Origin of the sequence: Pseudoprevotella muciniphila (genome assembly GCF_003265305.2) — a bacterium.
Classification (GTDB): Bacteria; Bacteroidota; Bacteroidia; order Bacteroidales; family Bacteroidaceae; genus Alloprevotella; species Alloprevotella muciniphila.
This window is the reverse complement of the sequence record NZ_CP033459.1, coordinates 2,668,285-2,689,378: the sequence shown is the minus strand read 5'-3', so window position 1 is coordinate 2,689,378 and position 21,094 is coordinate 2,668,285. Positions and strand designations below refer to the sequence as shown.

Annotated in this window: 17 protein-coding genes; 15 read left to right on the top strand and 2 right to left on the bottom strand. The window is 45.7% G+C overall.

Going from position 1 to position 21,094, the window contains the following annotated elements; all coding sequences use genetic code 11:
• Positions 1–87: 87 nt before the first annotated feature.
• A complete protein-coding gene (gene spt, locus C7Y71_RS10940; RefSeq protein WP_111898827.1) occupies positions 88–1,293 on the bottom strand; it encodes a serine palmitoyltransferase in 1,206 nt (401 codons plus the stop codon).
• Positions 1,294–1,686: 393 nt separating this feature from the next.
• Between spt and C7Y71_RS10935 the strand changes: the two genes are divergently transcribed.
• Both C7Y71_RS10935 and C7Y71_RS10930 read left to right on the top strand, forming a co-directional pair.
• On the top strand, positions 1,687–2,643 hold the full coding sequence (locus tag C7Y71_RS10935) for a diacylglycerol/lipid kinase family protein (protein ID WP_111898828.1): 957 nt from the start codon (positions 1,687–1,689) through the stop codon (positions 2,641–2,643).
• A 35-nt stretch (positions 2,644–2,678) separates the two neighbouring features.
• The gene (locus tag C7Y71_RS10930; protein WP_111898829.1) at positions 2,679–4,643 is read left to right on the top strand and encodes an NAD(+) synthase; all 1,965 of its coding nucleotides are present in this window, start codon (positions 2,679–2,681) and stop codon (positions 4,641–4,643) included.
• 85 nt (positions 4,644–4,728) lie between these two features.
• Here C7Y71_RS10930 and nagB read toward each other — a convergent pair whose 3' ends face one another.
• A complete protein-coding gene (nagB, locus tag C7Y71_RS10925) occupies positions 4,729–5,520 on the bottom strand; it encodes a glucosamine-6-phosphate deaminase (RefSeq protein WP_111898830.1) in 792 nt (263 codons plus the stop codon).
• Between the two features lie 187 nt (positions 5,521–5,707).
• Here nagB and ubiE point away from each other — a divergent pair, with 187 nt between their 5' ends.
• The 13 genes from ubiE (at position 5,708) to C7Y71_RS10860 (ending at position 21,021) form a co-directional block, all read left to right on the top strand.
• Positions 5,708–6,445, top strand: coding sequence for a bifunctional demethylmenaquinone methyltransferase/2-methoxy-6-polyprenyl-1,4-benzoquinol methylase UbiE (ubiE, locus tag C7Y71_RS10920; protein WP_111898831.1), 738 nt, complete (start codon positions 5,708–5,710; stop codon positions 6,443–6,445).
• 12 nt (positions 6,446–6,457) lie between these two features.
• The gene (locus C7Y71_RS10915; RefSeq protein WP_111898832.1) at positions 6,458–7,210 is read left to right on the top strand and encodes a shikimate dehydrogenase family protein; all 753 of its coding nucleotides are present in this window, start codon (positions 6,458–6,460) and stop codon (positions 7,208–7,210) included.
• A 125-nt stretch (positions 7,211–7,335) separates the two neighbouring features.
• Positions 7,336–8,133: an NUDIX hydrolase gene (locus tag C7Y71_RS10910; protein ID WP_111898833.1), complete on the top strand. Its 798-nt coding sequence runs from the start codon at positions 7,336–7,338 to the stop codon at positions 8,131–8,133.
• A gap of 254 nt (positions 8,134–8,387) precedes the next feature.
• Complete coding sequence (locus C7Y71_RS12070) at positions 8,388–9,467, top strand: A1S_2505 family phage non-structural protein (RefSeq protein ID WP_226943469.1); 1,080 nt, start codon at positions 8,388–8,390, stop codon at positions 9,465–9,467.
• Between the two features lie 246 nt (positions 9,468–9,713).
• Positions 9,714–10,124: a LytTR family DNA-binding domain-containing protein gene (locus C7Y71_RS10900; RefSeq protein ID WP_111898834.1), complete on the top strand. Its 411-nt coding sequence runs from the start codon at positions 9,714–9,716 to the stop codon at positions 10,122–10,124.
• A gap of 161 nt (positions 10,125–10,285) precedes the next feature.
• Positions 10,286–10,729: a hypothetical protein gene (locus tag C7Y71_RS10895; protein WP_146739455.1), complete on the top strand. Its 444-nt coding sequence runs from the start codon at positions 10,286–10,288 to the stop codon at positions 10,727–10,729.
• Between the two features lie 118 nt (positions 10,730–10,847).
• Positions 10,848–11,336: a hypothetical protein gene (locus tag C7Y71_RS10890; RefSeq protein WP_111898836.1), complete on the top strand. Its 489-nt coding sequence runs from the start codon at positions 10,848–10,850 to the stop codon at positions 11,334–11,336.
• Positions 11,337–11,490: 154 nt separating this feature from the next.
• Positions 11,491–12,378 carry a zinc ribbon domain-containing protein gene (locus tag C7Y71_RS10885; protein WP_111898837.1) on the top strand — a complete coding sequence of 296 codons (888 nt, stop codon included), beginning with the start codon at positions 11,491–11,493 and terminating at the stop codon, positions 12,376–12,378.
• Positions 12,379–12,553: 175 nt separating this feature from the next.
• Positions 12,554–14,155 carry a DUF4836 family protein gene (locus C7Y71_RS10880; RefSeq protein ID WP_111898838.1) on the top strand — a complete coding sequence of 534 codons (1,602 nt, stop codon included), beginning with the start codon at positions 12,554–12,556 and terminating at the stop codon, positions 14,153–14,155.
• A 53-nt stretch (positions 14,156–14,208) separates the two neighbouring features.
• On the top strand, positions 14,209–15,471 hold the full coding sequence (locus tag C7Y71_RS10875; protein ID WP_111898839.1) for an ABC transporter permease: 1,263 nt from the start codon (positions 14,209–14,211) through the stop codon (positions 15,469–15,471).
• A 232-nt stretch (positions 15,472–15,703) separates the two neighbouring features.
• Positions 15,704–18,259: an adenosylcobalamin-dependent ribonucleoside-diphosphate reductase gene (locus C7Y71_RS10870; protein WP_111898840.1), complete on the top strand. Its 2,556-nt coding sequence runs from the start codon at positions 15,704–15,706 to the stop codon at positions 18,257–18,259.
• A 1-nt stretch (position 18,260) separates the two neighbouring features.
• Complete coding sequence (gene folB / locus C7Y71_RS10865; RefSeq protein WP_111898841.1) at positions 18,261–18,635, top strand: dihydroneopterin aldolase; 375 nt, start codon at positions 18,261–18,263, stop codon at positions 18,633–18,635.
• Positions 18,636–18,972: 337 nt separating this feature from the next.
• Entirely contained in the window at positions 18,973–21,021 is a 2,049-nt protein-coding gene (locus C7Y71_RS10860; RefSeq protein WP_111898842.1) for a CotH kinase family protein, read from the top strand.
• Positions 21,022–21,094 lie beyond the last annotated feature (73 nt).

Sequence of the window (21,094 nt, the reverse complement as noted above, 5' to 3'; positions counted from 1 at the left end):
TATAGCAAAAAAACAACTGCAAATCGTACAGACTTGCAGTTGTTTTTTGTTATATGGGTTATAAATAAATTTGCTTTGCCTTCCCTGTCAATCCTCCACAGGATGGAGAGGTATTTCGAGTTGTCTGAACACCTCACTGAGTTCTTTCACTGCACGATCCACCTGTTCTTTTGTATGCGTTGCCATCAGGGCGACTCTCACGAGCGTGTCCTGCGGAGCACATGCCGGTGGGATAACAGGATTGATAAAAATGCCGTGATCAAAAGCGTACTTTGTAGCGAAGAAAGTCTTTTCCATATCGCGCACATAGAGCGGAATGATAGGACTTTCTGTATCGCCTATTTCAAAGCCGGCTTTACGGAACTCCTTCAGTGCATAACGGGTAATATCCCACAGGCGCTCTATGCGCTCGGGTTCCTGTTGAATGATGTGCAGGGCTTCCATAGCAGACGCTGTTGCTGCAGGTGTGTCGCTGGCACTGAAAATGTATGTTCTGGCATTATGACGGAGATAGTTGATGATAATGTTGTCAGCAGCAATAAATCCGCCGATAGAGGCAAGCGACTTGCTGAATGTACCCATGATAAGGTCCACCTCGTCAGCCAACCCAAAATGGTCGCACACTCCCCTGCCCTGTTTTCCGAACACACCAATACTATGTGCCTCATCAACCATGATGGAAACATTCTTGTACTTTTTCTTGAGTTCTACAATTTCGGGCAGTTTTGCCAAATCGCCCTCCATAGAGAACACACCATCCACAACGATAAGTTTCACGCAGTCATCTGGGCAACTTTGCAGTTTGCGCTCAAGGTCTGCCATGTCGTTGTGCTTGTATTTGAGTTGCTTCGAGAATGACAGCCTTCTGCCATCTACGATTGAAGCATGGTCGCGGTCATCACAGATGATGTAGTCATCCTTACCTGTAAGACAGGCTATGACGCCGGAATTAACACTAAAACCTGTGCTGAAACACAAAGCATCGTCTTTTCCTATGAACGCTGCCAGTTCTTTCTCCAACTGTACGTGAATATCGAGCGTTCCATTGAGAAATCTGGAACCGGCACAACCTGAACCATATTTTCTCAAGGCTCTCACGCCGGCTTCTATGACGCGCTCGTCACCAGTTAATCCTGTATAGGCATTAGAACCGAACATGAGGACTTTATGTCCGCCCATATCGACTTCCGTACCTTGTTTTCCGTCTATTTCTCTGAAATACGGGTATGCATCAACCGCCTTCACTCTTTGAGGCAGGTCGTACTTAGCCAATCTTTCTTGTAGAAGATTCATTTTATTTCGATTACATTTATCGCGCTATATGACATATAAATATGCCGTTCTTATAACTAAATGCGCAACATTGTTTCAAATTGGGCACAAAGATACGCAGATTTGTTCATAAATCTCACTTAAAATCTTAAAAAAAGCACGAAAAACCGCTTTGTGTGCAACGGTTTTCAGTTAATTTACACTGAAAATTGCAGATCTTTTTATTTCAATGTGCTTTAATTCAGGCACTTATATAGCAAATCAGAAGTCTTTCACCTACAAAATTCCGCACTGTTCACGCCACAATTCTGCAAACACATATTGAGAGATGAACAGAAGGGGTTTCGGATGCTGTTTCGAAAGATTTTATTGAGCCTTTTTATGCAAATCGCGATAAATGTGTATTTTTGCGTTATGAACGAGCGGAAAAAAATAATTTTCATCGTCAACCCCACATCCGGCACAACACGCAAGAAGCGTATTGTGGAAAAGATTGAGACGAAAACAGACAAAGGACTTTTCGACCCATCAATCCGTTTCACGGAATATGCTGGACATGCCACGCAACTCGCGGCTGATGCTGTAGGTGAGGGTGCGGACATCGTGGTTGCCGTAGGTGGCGATGGCACCATCAACGAAGTGGCTCGTTCGCTTGTTCATACCGACACTTCGCTCGGTATCATTCCTTGCGGCTCCGGCAACGGCCTGGCGCGACATCTGCACATACCCTTGTCCGTCAACTCCGCCCTACATATCATCAACACGTGCGAAATCCACCGCTTGGACTATGGTCTTTGCGACGGACGTCCTTTCTTCTGCACATGTGGCGTAGGCTTTGATGCATTTATTAGCGAAAAATTTGCCAACCACGGTAAACGAGGACCTATTTCTTACGCTGAGATCATGCTGAAAGAAGGTTTGAGATACAAGCCTGAACTTTACGTGATAGAGGACGAAGAAACAAAATTGCGTTATAAGGCATATGTAATCACCTGTGCCAACGCCTCACAATACGGCAACAACTGCTATATCGCGCCCCATGCCTCTATGAAAGACGGTCTGATGGATGTAACGATGATAAGCCCGTTCGGTGTAATCGGCGCGCCGGGCATCGTTATCGGAATGTTCAGCAAGACATTGCCAAGAAACAGCAAGGTTAAGACCTTCAAGACCCGAAAGATTTTGATTACTCGCGACCAGGAAGGGCCTTATCATTGCGACGGCGACCCATATAAAGGCGGCAAACAAATAGAGATAGAGATTGTGCCAAAGGCATTGAACATCGTGGTAAACCCGGAAGCACATAGCCCCTACCGACGAGTAAAAAACCTGCTGAGGACTGTGCGACTGAAAAAAGATTTTGACAAATAAACTTGACTATAAAACACCTATAAACAAGATATACTATGTACAATGGTTTCATTAAAGTTGCAGCAGCAGTACCGGAGGTGCGTCTTGCCGACTGCAAGCGCAACATCAACGCCATAGAAAACATGACGGCCCAGGCGGCTGCGCAAGGCGTAGAAATAGTATGTTTTCCAGAACTATGTCTTACAGGGTACTCTTGCCAGGACTTGTTCCAACAGCAACTTCTCCTTGAAAATGCTGAGACTGGGCTTTTGAGTCTTATGGAGTTCTCCCGTTCGTTTTCTATAGTAATGATTGTTGGGTTGCCCTTTAGCCATGAAGGCGTTTTATACAACTGTGCCGCCATTATTCAAAAAGGGAAAATAGCCGGCATAGTACCTAAATCGTACATTCCTAACTACAAAGAATTCTACGAAGAACGCTGGTTTACTTCCGGTCTAGAAATTCCTCGTGGCATGACAGTAAACTTCTGCGGTCAGACTGTCCCATTCGGCATAGACCTGATTTTCGAGATGTCGCATTGCAGTTTTGGTGTAGAAATCTGCGAAGACCTCTGGACTCAGATTCCTCCAAGTTCATATCTCACACTTCAAGGCGCAGAAATGGTGTTCAATCTCAGCGCAAGCAACGAAGTAGTCAGCAAGAATGCCTATCTACGCTCACTTATCCTCAGCCAAAGCGCGCGCTGCATCTCGGGATACATTTATGCCGGTGCCGGCTATGGCGAGAGCACACAGGACGTTGTCTTCGGCGGCTTGGCATACATCGCAGAGAACGGTAAGATGATGGCAGAGGGCGAGCGTTTCTGCATGAACGAGCAGTTGGTTATCGGAGAGATCGACGTTGCAGCCATGCGTGCATCACGGCGTGTGAACACCGACTTCCCTTTCAATCGTGCTAACAACACTGAACGCTACCGCCGCATAGAACTTGAACTGGACGACTACACATCAACGAACTTTGTGCTTTCGCGCACCATCGACCCATTGCCTTTTGTGCCGTCCGACAGCAGGCTCAACAAGCGCTGCGAAGACATCATCAACATTCAGTCGATGGCACTTGCACGCCGCATAACACACACTAAAGCAAAAACCGTTGTCGTCGGCATCAGTGGCGGGCTCGACTCTACATTGGCATTGCTGGTATGCGTCTCAGCCTTCGACAAGTTACACAAAGACCGCCATGGCATTGTCGGTATCACTATGCCCGGTTTCGGTACAACCGACCGCACATACACCAACGCTGTGAACCTCATGCAGCAGTTGGGCATCACCATGCACGAAATCAGCATCAAAGAAGCATGCCTGCAACACTTCAGGGACATCAACGTCAATCCCGACAATCACGATGTAACCTATGAGAACAGTCAGGCGCGCGAGCGCACACAGATTCTCATGGATATGGCGAACAAACTGAACGGCTTTGTCGTGGGAACGGGCGACTTAAGCGAATTGGCGCTCGGTTGGGCAACTTACAATGGCGACCAGATGAGCATGTACGGCGTAAATTCTTCCGTGCCCAAGACACTTGTAAGGCACCTTGTGCGCTGGTTTGCTGAAACTCATGCAGACGATGTATCACGAGCCACGTTGCTCGATATCGTTGACACCCCCGTCAGTCCGGAACTTATCCCTGCAGACGAAGACGGAAACATTGTTCAAAAGACAGAAGATTTGGTAGGTCCTTACGAGTTGCACGATTTCTTCCTCTATCACACGTTGCGCAACGGTTTCCGCCCGAAGAAGATTTTCTATCTTGCCAAACAGGCCTTCAATGGTAAAGACCAACGCGTCAGCCTGTACGACAGCGAGACCATTTGCAAATGGATGACCACTTTCTTCCGCCGATTCTTCGCTCAACAGTACAAACGCAGTTGCATGCCCGATGGACCCAAAGTGGGTTCCTGTGCGCTAAGCCCACGCGGTGATTGGCGAATGCCCAGCGACGCACAGTCGTCTGCGTGGATAGATGAATGCGAGGAAATAGAGGCATCGTTGGCATAGACTGACAATAGGCTTATAAAAAAAGCAAAAACAACACCGAGCGCTATGCTTCGGTGTTGTCTTTGTGTGGTAGATGGCAGGATGATTACAACTGGTCCTTCTCGATATCTTTGAAATAGTTGTATGTGCCGTGCTTGAGTTCTTCGCATGCAGGTTCATCGCATACGATGATGCCATGGCGGTGCATCTGAAGCACGCTGATGGTCCACATCTGCGTTACGGGACCTTCCACTGCTGCTTGCAGCGCACGGGCTTTGTTATGACCATTGCAGAGGATAAGCACTTCTTTTGCAGACATCACGGTGCCCACACCTACCGTTAGTGCGTGTGCCGGCACATTATTCGGATCGCCTCCGAAGAAACGGCTGTTGGCAATACGTGTATCAGTGGTAAGTGTCTTTTGACGTGTGCGACTGGTCAAAGATGAACCGGGTTCGTTGAATGCAATGTGTCCGTCGGGACCGATACCACCGATGAAGAGGTCGATGCCTCCAGCCTCTTCTATCATCTTTTCGTAGTGCTCACATTCTGCTTCAAGGTCGGGTGCGTTGCCATTGAGGATATGGATATTCTCCTTAGGGCAATCGATGTGGTTGAAGAGGTTCGTTGCCATGAAACTGTGGTAACTTTCGGGATGTTCTTCAGGCAGACCTACATATTCGTCCATATTGAACGTCAGGACATGCTTGAATGACACGCGCCCTTCTTTGTTTGCCTTTACCAGTTCCTTGTACATACCGATGGGTGAAGAACCTGTCGGCAAACCCAAAACGAAAGGTTTTTCTGCTGTGGGATTGGCAGCGTTAATCTTGTTGATTACATAGTCGGCAGCCCATTTCGACAATCTTGCATAATCGGGCTCAATGATTACTCTCATAATATCTGTTATTTTTTAGTTATATTATCTGATTAAGGAATAGTCTTGTTGAGGATATGCAAAATTAACCGAAAATCTTTAACCTGCAAAATATTTGTATTCATTTGTTATACAATAATGTTTTCATTGTTTACCTGTCTGAAAAATATGTTATCTTTGCAGTATCGGTAAAGAACGAGCATTGATTATGTCGTATAAGCAAGAACATATAAAGCCTTACGATGCTGCAGGTGAAAAGGGCGGACAGGTAGAACAGATGTTCGACAACATCTCGCATAGCTACGACTTGTTGAACCATTTGCTCTCTTTCGGAATAGACAAGCGATGGCGCAAGGCTGCCATAAAATCGCTCGAGCCCTTTCATCCTAAGCAGATTCTCGATGTGGCTACAGGTACAGGCGATTTCGCCATATTAGCCGCCAAACAACTCTCGCCTGAACGACTTTTAGGTACAGACATTTCAGAAGGTATGCTCAATGTTGGTCGTAAGAAAGTGAAGAAAGCCGGTCTGGAAAACATCGTTACATTTCAGAAGGACGACTGTATGAGCCTTTCGCTGGCAGACGATGAGTTTGATGCCGTTATGGTGGCATACGGCGTAAGAAACTTCCCCGACCTCGACAAAGGGTTGCGCGAAATGCGCCGCGTGATGAAGCCGGGCGGGCGACTCGTCATCATTGAACTTACAGCCCCACGAAAATTCCCCATGAAACAGTTGTTCTGGTGTTATTCCCACCTGTTCATGCCCGCCGTAGGCCGTCTGTTTTCAAAAGACAAACGCGCTTACAAATACCTTCCTGCCACTATGGAAGCCTTTCCGCAAGGCGAAAAAATGAAAGAAATCCTGACCAACGCAGGCTATCAGGATGTTACATTCAAGCGTTTCACCTTCGGACTCAGCACGCTCTATTGTGCAACAAAATAAATCATAAGAATAATGGACTTATACGGACTTATCGGTTTCCCCCTCGGCCATTCCTTCTCCGCCAGGTTTTTCACAGAAAAATTCAGCAAAGAAGGGCTTGATGCCCAATACAGGAATTTCGAGATAGAGAACGCGCAGGAAGTTCTCCGGATAGTCAAAAAACACGAAAATCTTCGCGGCCTCAACGTAACGATTCCCCACAAGCAGGCCGTCATTCCAATGTTGGACGCCATGAGCGACGATGCCATGGAGATTGGAGCCGTGAATGTCATTCGTATTATAAAGGAGTCCGGGAAAACTTTTCTCGAGGGGCATAACACCGACGTCATTGGATTTACCGAGTCCATTCGCCCACTCCTCCTGCCCCACCACCGCAAGGCACTCGTCCTCGGCACGGGCGGTGCGTCGAAAGCCGTCACGTTCGGGTTGCACAAACTGGGCATTGACACGCTCTATGTCAGTCGCAGCGCATCAGCAGGCAGAATCACATACGCCGACATAACACCGGAAGTCATGCAGGAATATACGGTCATAGCGAACTGCAGCCCCGTGGGTATGCACCCTCACACTGACGAGGCACCTGCCATACCATACAACCTCCTTAATGAGAAACACTTGCTCTACGACCTCGTTTACAATCCGCTGGAGACACAGTTCCTGCAACGCGGAAAAGCACAAGGTTCTACCACGAAAAACGGACTCGATATGCTTCACCTGCAAGCGCTGGCTGCGTGGGATATTTGGAACCGGAAATGTACGAAATAGGTCTCTTTGAGTACAAAAGACACAAAGGATTGTTAAATATTGTTAAATTTAGTAAATTATTTGTTGGTTTATTTGCATGTAAAATATGCGAATTTTAATTTTGTGTCAAAATAACACATAGCTCTATGTCATTATTCCCATTAGATAAAATCAAGCCCGAAAAAGAGGAAGAAGGTCGTTATTACAACAGCCACTACTTTAATTACGACGGTCAGCAACAAGTCAGGCTGGAATATAGATTTCCTAAATGTTCGCTTACGGCCGATTGTGTAGTATTCGGCTTCGACGGTAAGGATTTGCACATTCTACTCATCGAACGTGGCATAGAAGCCTTCAAAGGCATGTGGGCACTTCCCGGCGGTTTTATGAACCCCAACGAGACTATTGAAGAATGTGCAGAACGCGAGCTCTGGGAAGAAACGAAAGTTCGCGACGTCTATAAGGAGCAATTCGGGGTGTTCAGCGCGATAGACCGCGATCCCAGATGTCGTGTAGTCACAGTTGGATTCGTGGCACTTGTGCGCAAGTCGGATTTTGAAGTCATTGGCGGTTCCGATGCAAAGAAGGCTCAATGGTTCAAGGAGGATGAATTGCCGCCTCTTGCATTCGACCACGAAGAAATCGTAAAGGCAGCACGCAATCATCTCAAGGAACGCATGCGGATAGAGCCGATAGCATTCAACCTGCTCAACGAAAAATTCAGCATCAGCGAACTGCAACAGGTGTATGAAGCCATCAAGGGCGAGAACTACGACCGGCGCAATTTCTACAGAAAGATGATATCGTCGGGATATTTACAAAACGAGGGAAAGAGCGAGGAGCCTACGCCCAACCGACGCCCTGACCTATTTTCATTTGACACAAAACAATTTAAAGAAGACGAAACAGATAACCCATCTCAAACCGACTCGCTGCTATTCTGAACAAGCAGCACTCTAAAACTAAAAAAAACACAGAAAAACACAAAAACAGAAAACAAAAATCTAAAACAAACAAAAAAAAGGAAAAACTGAAAAACACAGCGCACCGCCCTTATCGAAGGGGGTAAAGGAGTGTTCTACGAATTAGGGAACATACCTGACTTGAAGAAGAATTATTCAAACCTAATTTGCAGGACACTCCTAAAAAAGACTCATCAAACATTTAACAACAATAAAAACATCAAACACTTCATGCTATGAAAGCAACATTTTTCAACCTAATCATTCTCGACGAGAGCGGCTCTATGTCCCACCTCGTAAGTTCCACCATCAGCGGGTGCAACGAAACCATCAACAGCATCAAGAACATTCAGGAAAAGAACGCTGACTCGCAGGAACACTATGTGTCAATCTACTGTTTCCAGTCATCTTCTGAAGTTCCCTCGCGATACCTTTGTGAGAACATTCCGGCTAACGAAGCAAAGCACATCTCCGACAAAGACTACCGCCCATGGGGATGCACACCACTCTATGACGCCATAGGCTTCACACTTAAAGACCTTGAGAAACTGACATCGAAGACTGAAGGCGCACTTGCATCAGTAACCATCATCACAGACGGCTACGAGAATGACTCACAGCACTTTACTGGAGCACAGATAGTAGAACTCATCGACCGCTTCAAGGAACTCGGCTGGAATTTCAACTTCATCGGTGCCAACATCGATGCAGCATCCGTAGCGAGAAGTTTCCATATCGACAACAGTATGCAATTCGAAGCGAATGAAGAAGACTCTAACAGGATGTGGAGCAGACAAAGAAGCAGCAGAGACTTATACTTCTCAAAGGCTCGGATGCGCATGAAAACTTCAAGTAGCATGAATGAGTTCCGCCAAAAGATGTATCTGTCAAGTCGCAATTTCTTCTACGATGAAGAAGAGCTGAAAGGACGTGTTACTCCGGATACTATCACATCGCTGCAGCCCGACGAGGTATTCGTATTCGGCAGCGACATGAATGGCATTCATGATGGCGGAGCAGCTGCGTATGCCGTGCGTCACTTCGGTGCCATCCGGGGACGAGGTGAAGGTCCGCAAGGACAATCGTACGCCATCCCCACCACATCATGCAGCTTCATGGAAACCCATCTCGCAATCGAGAACTTCATAGAACACGCAAGAATGCTTCCCGACACGCGATTCTACGTTACACGCATCGGTTGCGGAAATGCAGGCTACACCGATGAACAGATAGCACCCCTGTTCGTAGAAGCCATGTCAATCCCCAACATCTATCTTCCAAAATCATTTATCGACATACTGTTAAGGGGTGCTTAATAAAAGAGGGGAAATATACATCAGAAATTAACCCCGCGGCTTGTATGCAAAGCAAAAGGAATGAGAGGAACTTGGAGGTTCTGATGAGCCTCCAAAGTTTTTCTCTGCAAAAAGAATATTTTCATACCCTATGAAACACACTTCGTACCCCCCCCTGTTTTTTTGGGCTGTAGTATGCAATGTTTTGCACTAATTTAGCAGAAATATAAGAAACGAAAAACAATCTGACAGCACCACCGAGCATCAATGGACACACCACAAAAGCTGATTATCAAAAACTTCAATGAAGTTTATTATATCCCATTCAACGACATTGTGTATGTAAAAGCCGACGGCAACTACTGCGACATCCACCTCTCCAACGGACACGTGATAGAAACCGTGAGTTACCAGCGCGCCGAAGTGGCACGCATGATTGAGCAACAGGCACCCGAAATATGGAAACGCGACTTCGCACTCGTGGGACGCACGTACTTGATCAACCTTAACCACGTGATGCACATTCATCCTGCAGCCCGCAAACTCACTTTCATAGGCAATCCCTTCGGAACGGAAAAGAAAATCCAGGTGGAATGCACCCCACCAGCCTTGCGCGAACTCATTACCATCATGGAAAAACGCGATGCAGAAAGGCAAAACCCCATGCCGGCAGAATAAGAAAAGGAGAAGCTTCATGGCGGTAAAGAGAAAACTCATACCCTACAAAACACAGTTCGTACCTTTCCCCTTCCCGCCACCTCATTTCCTTCCCCTTTATCTCTAAATTTGTAAGACACAACATAGAATACGAACATTACTAACTTATTAAAATAAACACAATGAAAAGAATTTTAATTTTAATGATGGCTTTTACTATCGCCATTTGCTCAAACGCCCAAAACTCTAATAAAGAAATTATAGCAATGCGCTATTTAAGTCCCGAAATTGCCTCCAGTAGTAATTTCAAGGTGGGATCAGAGGTTAAAGCTCTTAGAGTAGAAAATGCAACAGACAAATCACTTATTACCTGCCCTATAATTTGTAAAGTAATGCAACGTAGAAAAAGCAACATTTTTGGACAAGAAGGATACATGGTTCTACGTCCACTTTACATAGAAACCCCTAATAAACTCATCCCTTTAGAACACGATGACATCTATATACGCGGCAAGAACAGATGCAATGTCAAATTTTGGCTTAGCTGGACTGTAATTATGGTGTTTGTACCTGGTACAGGAGCAAAAATCAAAGAAGAAGATCGATTTGTCCTTACACTGAAATAAAATCCTCACAATCTTGATGTATTGCTTTCTTAGAGGAGTTTTATACATATTCCCAAAACTGGAAGACGCTAAACAGTAATGCGATTGTTTTTATTAACCTCCTAAATACTCACAATTTATGAAAAAATTTTTATTTATTGCTCTGATGTCATTGATGACTCTGAGCATTGCAGCCCAAAAATTTACTATTCCGGCAGGAACAAGAGTTCATTGCAAATTGGTCAACAACGTACGTGGCGCGAAAGTAGATGTTGGCGACAAGGTACAATTCACTGTGTCGAACGATGTCATAGTCGATGGCAAGGTAGCCATTAAATATGGCACACCGGTAGTCGGTACCGTATATGAAGCCAAGCGTTCCTCATGGTGGGGAACAAGAGGTCGTTTAGGTATTAAACTCAATGAGGTTGACTTAATGAATGGATATTCAGTCCCACTCTCTAATGGCGACCTTTATGTTAAGGGAGATAATCGCACTACACTTTCGGTATTACTCTTCTGCTTTGCCGCTATACCCTGCTGTTTCATCTGCGGAGAACGCGCAGAAGCACAGGCTGGCACAGAAGTCGTTGCCCATGTTGCGATGGACACAGAAATCCGGTTGTAACAGATTTGCAATAATCTCCAAGAACTACGACAAAAGAAATTTTCTCACATTATCTTCAAATTGACTACTATCGGGTGTGGCATAATGCCATTGTCACACCCGATTTCAACCTCAAATCTTACTATAATCTTCAACCTTATAATCATTACTAAAAATGGCTATTTACAGATGTACATACTGCGGGCATGAATTGGAAACAGGCGACCACTTCTGCCCCTACTGCGGTTCACCTTCCAGACTTTACAAATCATCTCCCGAAATCTCTACGAAACATACGAACGACAACGGAATATATAATGTCATAAAAGCAGTTACACAGGGCATTATTGCCATTGCAGCGGTCGTTTTCATCGGTTTCTATTTATATAACCAATGGGATAGCAATAAAAAATCTGATGAAAGCATTGCTCAAGAGTACAACACCAATAAACCTGATCAGAAGACTTCAAATTCCCCACAAAAAGAAGTTTCTCACAATCAATCAGACAATAACACTAATAACAATGATTACATAATCGAAAAGGAAAACGTTTATGTACCTCCTACAACCCCTGCGAAAAGAGTTGGTTCTCAACAAATCGCACCTGTGAATAAACCACAAAAAGATCCTATCTCAAACAACGGCTACAACAAAAAAGAGACTGTGACTCCTACGCCAAGCGTCTCACCAGCCATAAATACAGGTACCCCTGTTTCAATAAAATGGGGTGAAGAAACGTACTCTCAGACAAAATATCTTCAAACAAGCCTAAGAGGGAAAATAGGTCAATATGGCATCCATTTATTTCTTACGACCGACAAATACAATGTTGAAGGATGGGGCTACTATGACAACCATAGCGACCAGAATATACGGCTGAGAGGGTACATTGAAGACGATGGCAGAATGATTCTTGAAGAATACGAAGGGAAAACCGAAGCAAATACCGGACGCTTTACCGGTTCTATCAACAGCAACGGCACCTATGCAGGAACGTTCATTAACAAGCCGTCTGGAAAGGTCTATGGTTTCTATTTTGAGAAAAATAACGAAACAATGTAAAGTTCCAACTTTTGAAAAACAACATTGAAGATTACTTGAAATCCGACTCCGGCTGTAATCCGTTTTTGCGGTTACAGCCAGATTTTTTCAATAAACCGCGCAGATGCACATTGCATAATGAGAAAATTTTATACATTTGCAAAAATTGTATTTATAACTCTTAAAAACAAAAATTATGAAGATTAAGAATGTTTATTTAGCGCTGTTTGCGCTTTTGGCATTGTTTATGTCATCTTGTACGGACGACCTGAAGTATGCCAAGATGATTCCTGATGATGCATATTTCGTTATGCGTCTCGACGTGAAGCAGACTGTGGAGAAATGCGGTCTGCAGGAGAACTCCAAGGTTAAGAAAAGCCTGACAGATGCACTGAAAGAGAGCGACCTCAGCCGAGATTTGCGCGACAGGATTGAACAGATTTTCGATAAGCCTGCCACATCTGGTCTTGACCTTCGTAAACCCGTATTCCTCTATGCAAGCAAAGATGGTTCGTACGAAGAAACGGCTGTCGTCGGCGCCCTGCACAGCGAAAGCGATTTCGCCGACCTCATCAACGCCTTTGCCAAAGAAGTGGACTCTAAAAAGGTGAAAGAGACGAGCGACGGCGTGAGTTACGTGGAAGCCGGCGGCTCATACATCGTTTTCGATGACGATTGGTTCTATTGCGGCGACATTAACGAAAACAAAGACTCTGAAGCCTTTGTTGCTGACATCGCAAAGAAGATGGATAAAAACGATGCGCCTTCCTTCGCTGATTCTGAAGAATTCAAGAAGATGGGCAACAGCGGTGGTGTGATGCAGATTCTCTTCAACGGTAAAGGTCTTGACAAAATTGTAAAAGAAGAACGCATCAAGCAAGTCGATGAACTGCTTCCCAAAGACGTGAAGTTGAAGGATGCCACATACATGTTCGACCTTACTTTAGACAACGGCGAGATGGCGGTTACTGGTGAATTCCTCACTACATCGAGCCAATGGACAGAATACCTTAAGAAGAATGACGAAAAATTGGGTGACGTGAAAGGCGACTTGCTGAAATACATTTCAAAGGACGGTCTTTCTGTTATTGCAAACATCAATGGCCAGCATATTCTTGACGCACTGAAAGACGCGGGGCTACTGGAAGAATCGGGCGACAACAATGAAATATATAAATTACTGCCCTCTGTGAATGGCGACCTCGCCATAAACATTACCGATGTCAAGATGCAGGAACAACTGCCCGTCATGTCTGCCTACGTACAGACGAAGGACGATGCGATAGTCAACCTATTGGCACAAATAACAGAAGGACAGGCACAGAAAGTAGGTGAACAAGAATACCTCATTAAGCAACCGGGCAACGGTGCTGCTGGCGCAGGCGCGTTCAATGCCAGTTTCGGCTACAAAAACAACATATCGTACATTGCCATGGGCGAGTCGCCAACAATCTTCACCCAACCTGCCAATGCATACAGCATGAACGACATTAAGGGCAAGAAACTTTACGTGCGCTTGGGATTTACAGCACTCGAAAAGATGGCAAACAGTGATAATTCAGAAGATGCAGAGATAGTCAAAAAATTGGCAAAGATTTGCGACTATGCTGAATTATTCTATGAAGGACAGGGCAAATATGTGCTCCGCCTCGTAACGAAGGACAAGGCAAAGACACCTGCAGCGAGCCTGATAGACCTCGCCTACGACCTTTACGACGCCTTCAACAACCGAGTAAGAATGTACGAGCCAGACTATTCTTCTGCAGACACATCAAATAAGGAAATGGACTTGAATTGAATGATTAAGAGTGAAGAGTGGCGTTAGTCACTCTTCACTATATTTTCCAAAATATGCATCGCTCTCACACCGACAGCAGACATACGCTTGTTTACAAACTGCTTGGCAAGCAAATCAGCGCTTGGCAGATGGCAGGTTTCACGCTTGCCAATCTGCTGGGCATGGCTATTATTTTGATTGCCGTTCAGTTTTATGTAGATGTAATTCCTCTGCTGACGGGTAACGACAGTTTCATGAAACCTGAGCAGATAGTAGTGAACAAGCGTGTGAATATGGCTCGCACGCTTACTGCCTCTCCTCAGGTTTTTCGCAAGAGCGAGATAGAAGAGTTGCGCGAACAGCCATTTGTGGAAGATCTGGCACTTTTCACACCATCGCGCTATGGTGTATATGCCACCATTGGCAACAAACTTCTTGGTATGCAGTACTCAACAGAAATGTTTTTTGAGTCGATACCGAACGAATACATCGACGTGGACCTCTCAGAATGGTCATACACGCCTGGCGACAGCATCGTTCCTATAATTCTTCCGCACAATTACCTCAATCTTTATAATTTCGGCTTCGCTACGAGCCGGGGATTACCGACCATATCAGAGGGCACTGTTAAGAAAATCGGGATACAGTTATTCTTGCAAGGCAACAAAGGTCAAAAACACCTGTTAGGCCGTGTTGTTGGCTTCTCCCGACGGCTGAACACCATTCTCGTACCTCAACCGTTTATGGATGCCATGAACGAAGAACTGACAACAAAAAACGTGCAGGACAACACGTACGAGAATAATGAAAAGACAAGTGCCTCGCGCCTTGTCGTCCGCGTAAAAAACCTTGCAGACGAAAACATTACCAAATATCTGCAAGAACACAACTACGACACAGAAGGCAATGATGCCGACGCATCGCGTGCTGCCACGTTTTTCCGTATTATCGTAGTACTTGTCATGGTCATAGGACTTGTCATCTGCACACTCGCCTTCTACCTGCTCCTTCTCAGCATATTCCTGCTCCTTCAGAAGCATACTGAGAAAATCGACAATTTGCTTTTGATAGGCCACTCCCCGAGCGACGTTGCAAGACCATTCCATCTGCTCGCCTTGGGCATCAACGCTCTGGTGCTTGTTTTGGCTGTTGTTTTAACTGTTCTTTCCCGTTCTTATTATTTACCCATGTTTGGCGACCTCTCACCGAAATATGAGGCTGCCGGCACTGTTCCCAGTACCATCGTCGGACTTGTACTATTCGCACTTATGGCTGTGCTTAATTTCAGTGCTATACGCAGGAAAGTCTTGTCTATTTGGGATATGCACAAAAACTAAAGGGTTGTCCGAAAACAGGATTTTGCCACAGCAAATATCACACAGAGTTTTCCTTTTTGGAAAACTTTTCAGTTTTTGTAAAATTTTATTTACCTGAATATCAGCAAATTGTTGTTTATTTTTGGAAAACTTTAAAATTCCCACGCATTATGTTTTGTTAGTTTAAATGTTGTTTGTAGTTTTGCAAAGTTTTGCGAAAAGAGACATTAAAAAACTAAAATATTCATAATCAGTGGATCTCAAGACTTATACTTACGAAGAAGCCTTTTCTGCTTCATTGGACTATTTTGCGGGTGATGAACTCGCCGCTCGCGTATGGGTGAACAAGTATGCGATGAAAGATTCTTTCGGCAACATTTACGAGCAGTCGCCAGCCGACATGCATTGGCGTATTGCAAACGAGATAGCCCGGATTGAAAAGAAATACGAAAACCCACTCTCAGCACAAGAGATCTTCGACCTTCTTGACCATTTCCGCTACATTGTTCCTGCAGGCAGTCCGATGACGGGCATTGGCAACAATTTTCAGATAGCCTCACTCTCCAACTGCTTCGTCATAGGCATTGATGGTAATGCCGACTCCTACGGCGCCATCATGAAGGAAGACGAGGAGCAAGTGCAGTTGATGAAGCGCCGTGGGGGTGTGGGACATGACTTGTCGCAAATTCGCCCAAAAGGGTCGCCCGTAAAGAATTCCGCACTCACATCTACCGGCATCGTACCCTTCATGGAGCGCTTTAGCAACAGTACCCGCGAGGTGGCTCAAGACGGCCGTCGAGGAGCCTTGATGTTGTCTGTCAGCATCAAGCATCCCGATGCAGAAGCATTCATCGATGCCAAGATGACGGAAGGCAAGGTTACGGGGGCCAACGTAAGTGTTCGTATAGATGACGATTTCATGCAATCGGCTGCTGAGGGGAAACCTTACACACAGCAATACCCCATCAAGGGCGACAGCCCACTTGTAAAAAAAGACATCGATGCGCAGGCACTATGGAAGAAAATCGTTCACAATGCTTGGAAAAGCGCTGAGCCAGGTGTACTGTTTTGGGACACCATCATTCGCGAAAGCATACCCGACTGCTATGCAGACCTCGGTTTTGAGACCATATCCACCAACCCCTGCGGCGAAATACCGCTCTGCCCATACGACAGTTGCCGCTTGCTCTGCATCAATCTCTATTCTTACGTAAAGAAGCCCTTTACCCCAGAAGCCACTTTCGATTTCGACCTCTTCAAGAAACATGTGCAGGTTGCACAGCGCATGATGGACGACATCATCGACCTCGAACTTGAAAAGATTGAGCTGATTATGGCAAAGGTTGAGAGCGACCCACAGTCAGAAGAAGTAAAAAGCACGGAGCGCCACCTTTGGGAAAAGATTTACCGCAAGTCGGGTATGGGGCGCAGGACAGGTGTCGGCATCACTGCAGAAGGCGACATGATAGCCGCTCTCGGTCTGCGCTACGGCACACAGGATGCTACCGACTTTGCTGTAGAAGTGCAAAAGACTTTGGCATTGAATGCTTACCGCTCATCCGTAACAATGGCTAAGGAACGCGGCAGTTTCGAGATATTCGACGCAGAGCGCGAGAAGAACAATCCGTTCATTCTTCGTATCAAAGAGAACGACCCTGCGCTATACAAGGATATGGTAAAATATGGTCGTCGCAACATTGCTTGCCTCACCATTGCCCCGACTGGTACAACGAGTCTTATGACACAGACCACGAGTGGAATTGAGCCCGTCTTTATGCCCGTATACAAACGCCGTCGCAAGGTTAACCCGAACGATCCGGAAGTTCGTGTGGACTACGTGGACGAAACTGGCGATGCTTTTGAAGAATACATCGTTTACCACCATAAATTCATCACATGGATGCAGGTCAACGGCATCGATACGGAGAAAAACTACAGCCAGGAAGAAATTGACGAACTTGTTGCACGTTCTCCATACCATAAAGCCACTGCTAACGATGTGGACTGGCTGATGAAAGTAGAGATGCAGGGCGCCATTCAGAAATGGGTGGACCACAGCATCAGCGTCACGGTTAACCTGCCCAACAATGTGGACGAGGAACTCGTTGACCGCCTCTACATGACAGCCTGGAAGAGTGGCTGCAAGGGTTGTACGATTTACCGCGACGGTTGCCGCAGCGGCGTGCTCATCAGCGTTGACGACAAAAAGAAGAAAGAGAAGAAAGCAGAAAGCGAACTTCCGCCATGCCAGCCGCCACAGGTCGTAGAGCATCGTCCAGAAGTGTTGGAGTGCGATGTTGTGCGTTTCCAGAACAATAAAGAAAAATGGGTGGCTTTCGTCGGACTTCTTGAAGGTGTTCCATACGAAATCTTCACCGGTCTGCAAGACGATGATGAAGGCATTGTGCTTCCCAAAACCGTAACTAAGGGGCGCATCATCAAGCACACTGGCGCAGACGGCAACAAGCGTTACGACTTCCAGTTTGAAAACAAGCGTGGATACAAGACTACTGTTGAGGGATTGTCTGAAAAGTTCAACCCTGAATACTGGAACTACGCAAAACTGATTTCTGGTGTTTTACGCTATCGTATGCCTTTGGAGCACGTCATCAAACTCGTCAGCCAACTGCAGTTAGGCAGTGAGAACATCAACACATGGAAGGTTGGTGTGGAACGTGCCTTGAAGAAATACATCACCGACGGCACAGCAGCGCGCGGACAGAAATGCCCCAACTGCGGTCAGGAATCACTGGTATATCAGGAAGGTTGTCTCATCTGCACCAACTGCGGTGCATCACGCTGTGGATAACATGCAAATTGAGCAATGCTTTATTAGCCTCAACAATATGAAGTTCTATTCATATCATGGGGTCATGCCTGAAGAACGTGAAATGGGCGGATGGTTCACAGTCTCGGTGAAGATGAAACTGAACAACTGCGAAGCAGTTGAGTCGGACAGCATATACGATGCAGCGGACTACTCTGAAGTTTACGAAACAATAGCGAAAGAGATGAAAGATCCTTCCGACTTGATTGAGCACGTAGCAGGACGAATCGCTGAAGCGATATTCGATGACTTTTCATTAGTAGATTCTGTTACAGTCACTGTGCAGAAGGACAATCCTCCCATTGTGGGAGCAGTCATGGACGGTGCTTCAGTAACAATAACCGCTAACAGAGAATAATCCTCTACAAAGGAAGTAGGAAAGGTTGGGACAGGGACTTGCTTTTGCATCCTGTCCCTTTTTCTTTTTTGCCTACGGCTTTAAACTCAGGCATAAAAAACACATTCCACTTACCTCACGGCAAATGGAATGCTCACCTTAAAAAACTATTGTAAACTATTGATTGAAGAGTATTTTTACAATGCAAAAGTAAATATCGTTTAGAAATAAACCAAAAAAAACGATTCGGTTTTTTAAGTTTTAAATATTTTTTGCATTTCAAACTTACCTTCCGGTCAATAAGTGGTCTGTTTTAGGATAAAAATATCTAATTTTGCCAATACAAGTCAAAAAATCAATGAAGAAGGTCGCATATCTCATACTGTCAATGCTTCTTACATCTGTAAAAGTTTCAGGTCAGGAGCGATTGACAAACTTGCCAACGTACTATTTAGAGACATACGATGGGTTGGACATTACGAGCAGGACAGACTACAAATGGGGCAGTCTGACTATCGTTGATGATGCCGGAACGCGCTTTATCGACAGTCTTAGAATCAGAGGCCGCGGCAACTCCAGTTGGCTGAACATGAAGACAGACAAGAAGCCTTACCGACTGAAATTCAACACCAAGACCCGATTGCTCGGTCAGCCCTATGCCAGTGCCAAGAATTGGGTGCTTCTGGCTAATGCAGACGACAAGAGTTTGATTCGCAACGCACTCTCACAAGCGCTGGGTAAATGGATTGGTCTGCCTTACAACCCACCGATGCAGCCCGTAGATCTCTATATCAACAACGAATATTATGGCACCTACGATGTCAGCGACAAGATTGACGTCAGGAAACGCCGTGTAAACGTTGAGGAACAAGAGTTGATGGTACGCGATGACACCACAAACATCACAGGCGGCTACCTCCTTGAAGTAGACGGTTTCAAAGACACCGATGCCACATACTTCAGCACTCTGAATGGCGTCAATATCAGAATTCACAGCCCAGAACCCGACAGCATCGTTGAGCGACAAATCAGTTATATAAGTGAACACGTTCAAAAGTTCGAAGACTGCCTGTACGAAGACCCTGTCGGCGATTTCCGCACATACGTTGACACAACCACCATGCTCCAGTGGTACCTTGCCAGCGAGATAACGGCAAATCTCGATGCGCTCTGGAGCATATACATTTACAAGCAAAAGGACGACCCACGACTATACTGGGGTCCGTTATGGGATTTTGATATCGCTTACAACAACACCACGCGTGCAGGCGATGTCAGTCAGTCGCTCATGGCAGATGTAGGATTCGGAAAGAGCGTAGGCAAAAAATGGGTGCTGCGCCTATGGGAAGACGGATGGTGGAAGAATGCTGTAAAAAATCACTACGAGAAGATTTACAACAATGGACTGACAGAATTCATGATAAACGCTATCGATTCAATGGCTACCAATATCAGAACTTCTGCCGACAGGAATTTTGAGCGTTGGGATATAAATAAACGTGTATATGAAGAGTTGGAACTCTTCAACAGTTACGAAGAATACACAGAATGTCTGAAAACGTTTGTCAGAAAGCATAACGACTACCTGTTGGAAGCCTTCGAAAACCGCGCTCCCACCCCGCCTACAGCCGCATTCACAGCCGATACAGCCTATTACTACCGATTGGTCACACGCGGGGATGCTTCGTACGTGATGGACGTGGTTGATCAGAACTCTACTGAAGGAGCACAGGTATGTCTGTACGAGAACCTACCCTCGCACGATACACAAAAATGGATAATCAGGCAAATCGGAAACAGATTCATGTTTATAAATGCCGTAAACGGTCTGGCACTGAGCGATTACAACAATAGTGAACCATATTCTTACAGTTTGGTGCTCTATCAACCCGACGAGCAAGACAATCGCCAACTATGGGAAATGGTCGCCGTAGGAAGAGAAGGATTCTACAACATCTACAACACCTCAACAGGTCGTATCATCGACATCCGCCATGCTACATACAAGAACGGGACAGAGATTATCAGTTACACACCCAGCAGCAAGGATTCTCTCTTTTCCAACAGGCTATGGCTACCAGACAAAGACGAACTCATACATCACAAGGATTCAGCGGACGCAGACAGCACCATCACACCGACGGATTCCACTTCCACTGGTATATTGGCAAACCAAGCGTTGATCTATGCCTTGAGATACGCCCCGACCGCAAAGACTTTGCGCATCATTGCAAACGACCGCACACTGCTTGATTTCGACATACACATCTATTCTCTGCAAGGCAGACGCGTAAAGACGTTCCGCGCATCAGACGAATGTTCCGTGGCAGAACTGCCGAGTGGCATATACATCGTGAATTGGGTGACAGGAGGCACAGGACACTCAGCAAAACTCAAGATTGAATAAGTAAGCAATAAATCTGCAAAAAAAACAGGCCGCCGTTTTTGCGTCCCGTTTTTGTTGATTGCTGTCTGAAGAT

Excerpts from the sequence above, each read along its gene's own strand:
- folB (WP_111898841.1), top strand. The coding sequence starts at position 18,261 with ATGCAAATTGAGCAATGCTTTATTAGCCTCAACAATATGAAGTTCTAT.
- C7Y71_RS10860 (WP_111898842.1), top strand. The coding sequence starts at position 18,973 with ATGAAGAAGGTCGCATATCTCATACTGTCAATGCTTCTTACATCTGTA.
- C7Y71_RS10880 (WP_111898838.1), top strand. The coding sequence starts at position 12,554 with ATGAAGATTAAGAATGTTTATTTAGCGCTGTTTGCGCTTTTGGCATTG.
- C7Y71_RS10930 (WP_111898829.1), top strand. The coding sequence starts at position 2,679 with ATGTACAATGGTTTCATTAAAGTTGCAGCAGCAGTACCGGAGGTGCGT.
- C7Y71_RS10900 (WP_111898834.1), top strand. The coding sequence starts at position 9,714 with ATGGACACACCACAAAAGCTGATTATCAAAAACTTCAATGAAGTTTAT.
- C7Y71_RS10915 (WP_111898832.1), top strand. The coding sequence starts at position 6,458 with ATGGACTTATACGGACTTATCGGTTTCCCCCTCGGCCATTCCTTCTCC.
- ubiE (WP_111898831.1), top strand. The coding sequence starts at position 5,708 with ATGTCGTATAAGCAAGAACATATAAAGCCTTACGATGCTGCAGGTGAA.
- C7Y71_RS10910 (WP_111898833.1), top strand. The coding sequence starts at position 7,336 with ATGTCATTATTCCCATTAGATAAAATCAAGCCCGAAAAAGAGGAAGAA.
- C7Y71_RS10875 (WP_111898839.1), top strand. The coding sequence starts at position 14,209 with ATGCATCGCTCTCACACCGACAGCAGACATACGCTTGTTTACAAACTG.
- C7Y71_RS10885 (WP_111898837.1), top strand. The coding sequence starts at position 11,491 with ATGGCTATTTACAGATGTACATACTGCGGGCATGAATTGGAAACAGGC.
- C7Y71_RS10890 (WP_111898836.1), top strand. The coding sequence starts at position 10,848 with ATGAAAAAATTTTTATTTATTGCTCTGATGTCATTGATGACTCTGAGC.
- C7Y71_RS10935 (WP_111898828.1), top strand. The coding sequence starts at position 1,687 with ATGAACGAGCGGAAAAAAATAATTTTCATCGTCAACCCCACATCCGGC.
- C7Y71_RS12070 (WP_226943469.1), top strand. The coding sequence starts at position 8,388 with ATGAAAGCAACATTTTTCAACCTAATCATTCTCGACGAGAGCGGCTCT.
- nagB (WP_111898830.1), bottom strand. The coding sequence starts at position 5,520 with ATGAGAGTAATCATTGAGCCCGATTATGCAAGATTGTCGAAATGGGCT.
- C7Y71_RS10895 (WP_146739455.1), top strand. The coding sequence starts at position 10,286 with ATGAAAAGAATTTTAATTTTAATGATGGCTTTTACTATCGCCATTTGC.
- spt (WP_111898827.1), bottom strand. The coding sequence starts at position 1,293 with ATGAATCTTCTACAAGAAAGATTGGCTAAGTACGACCTGCCTCAAAGA.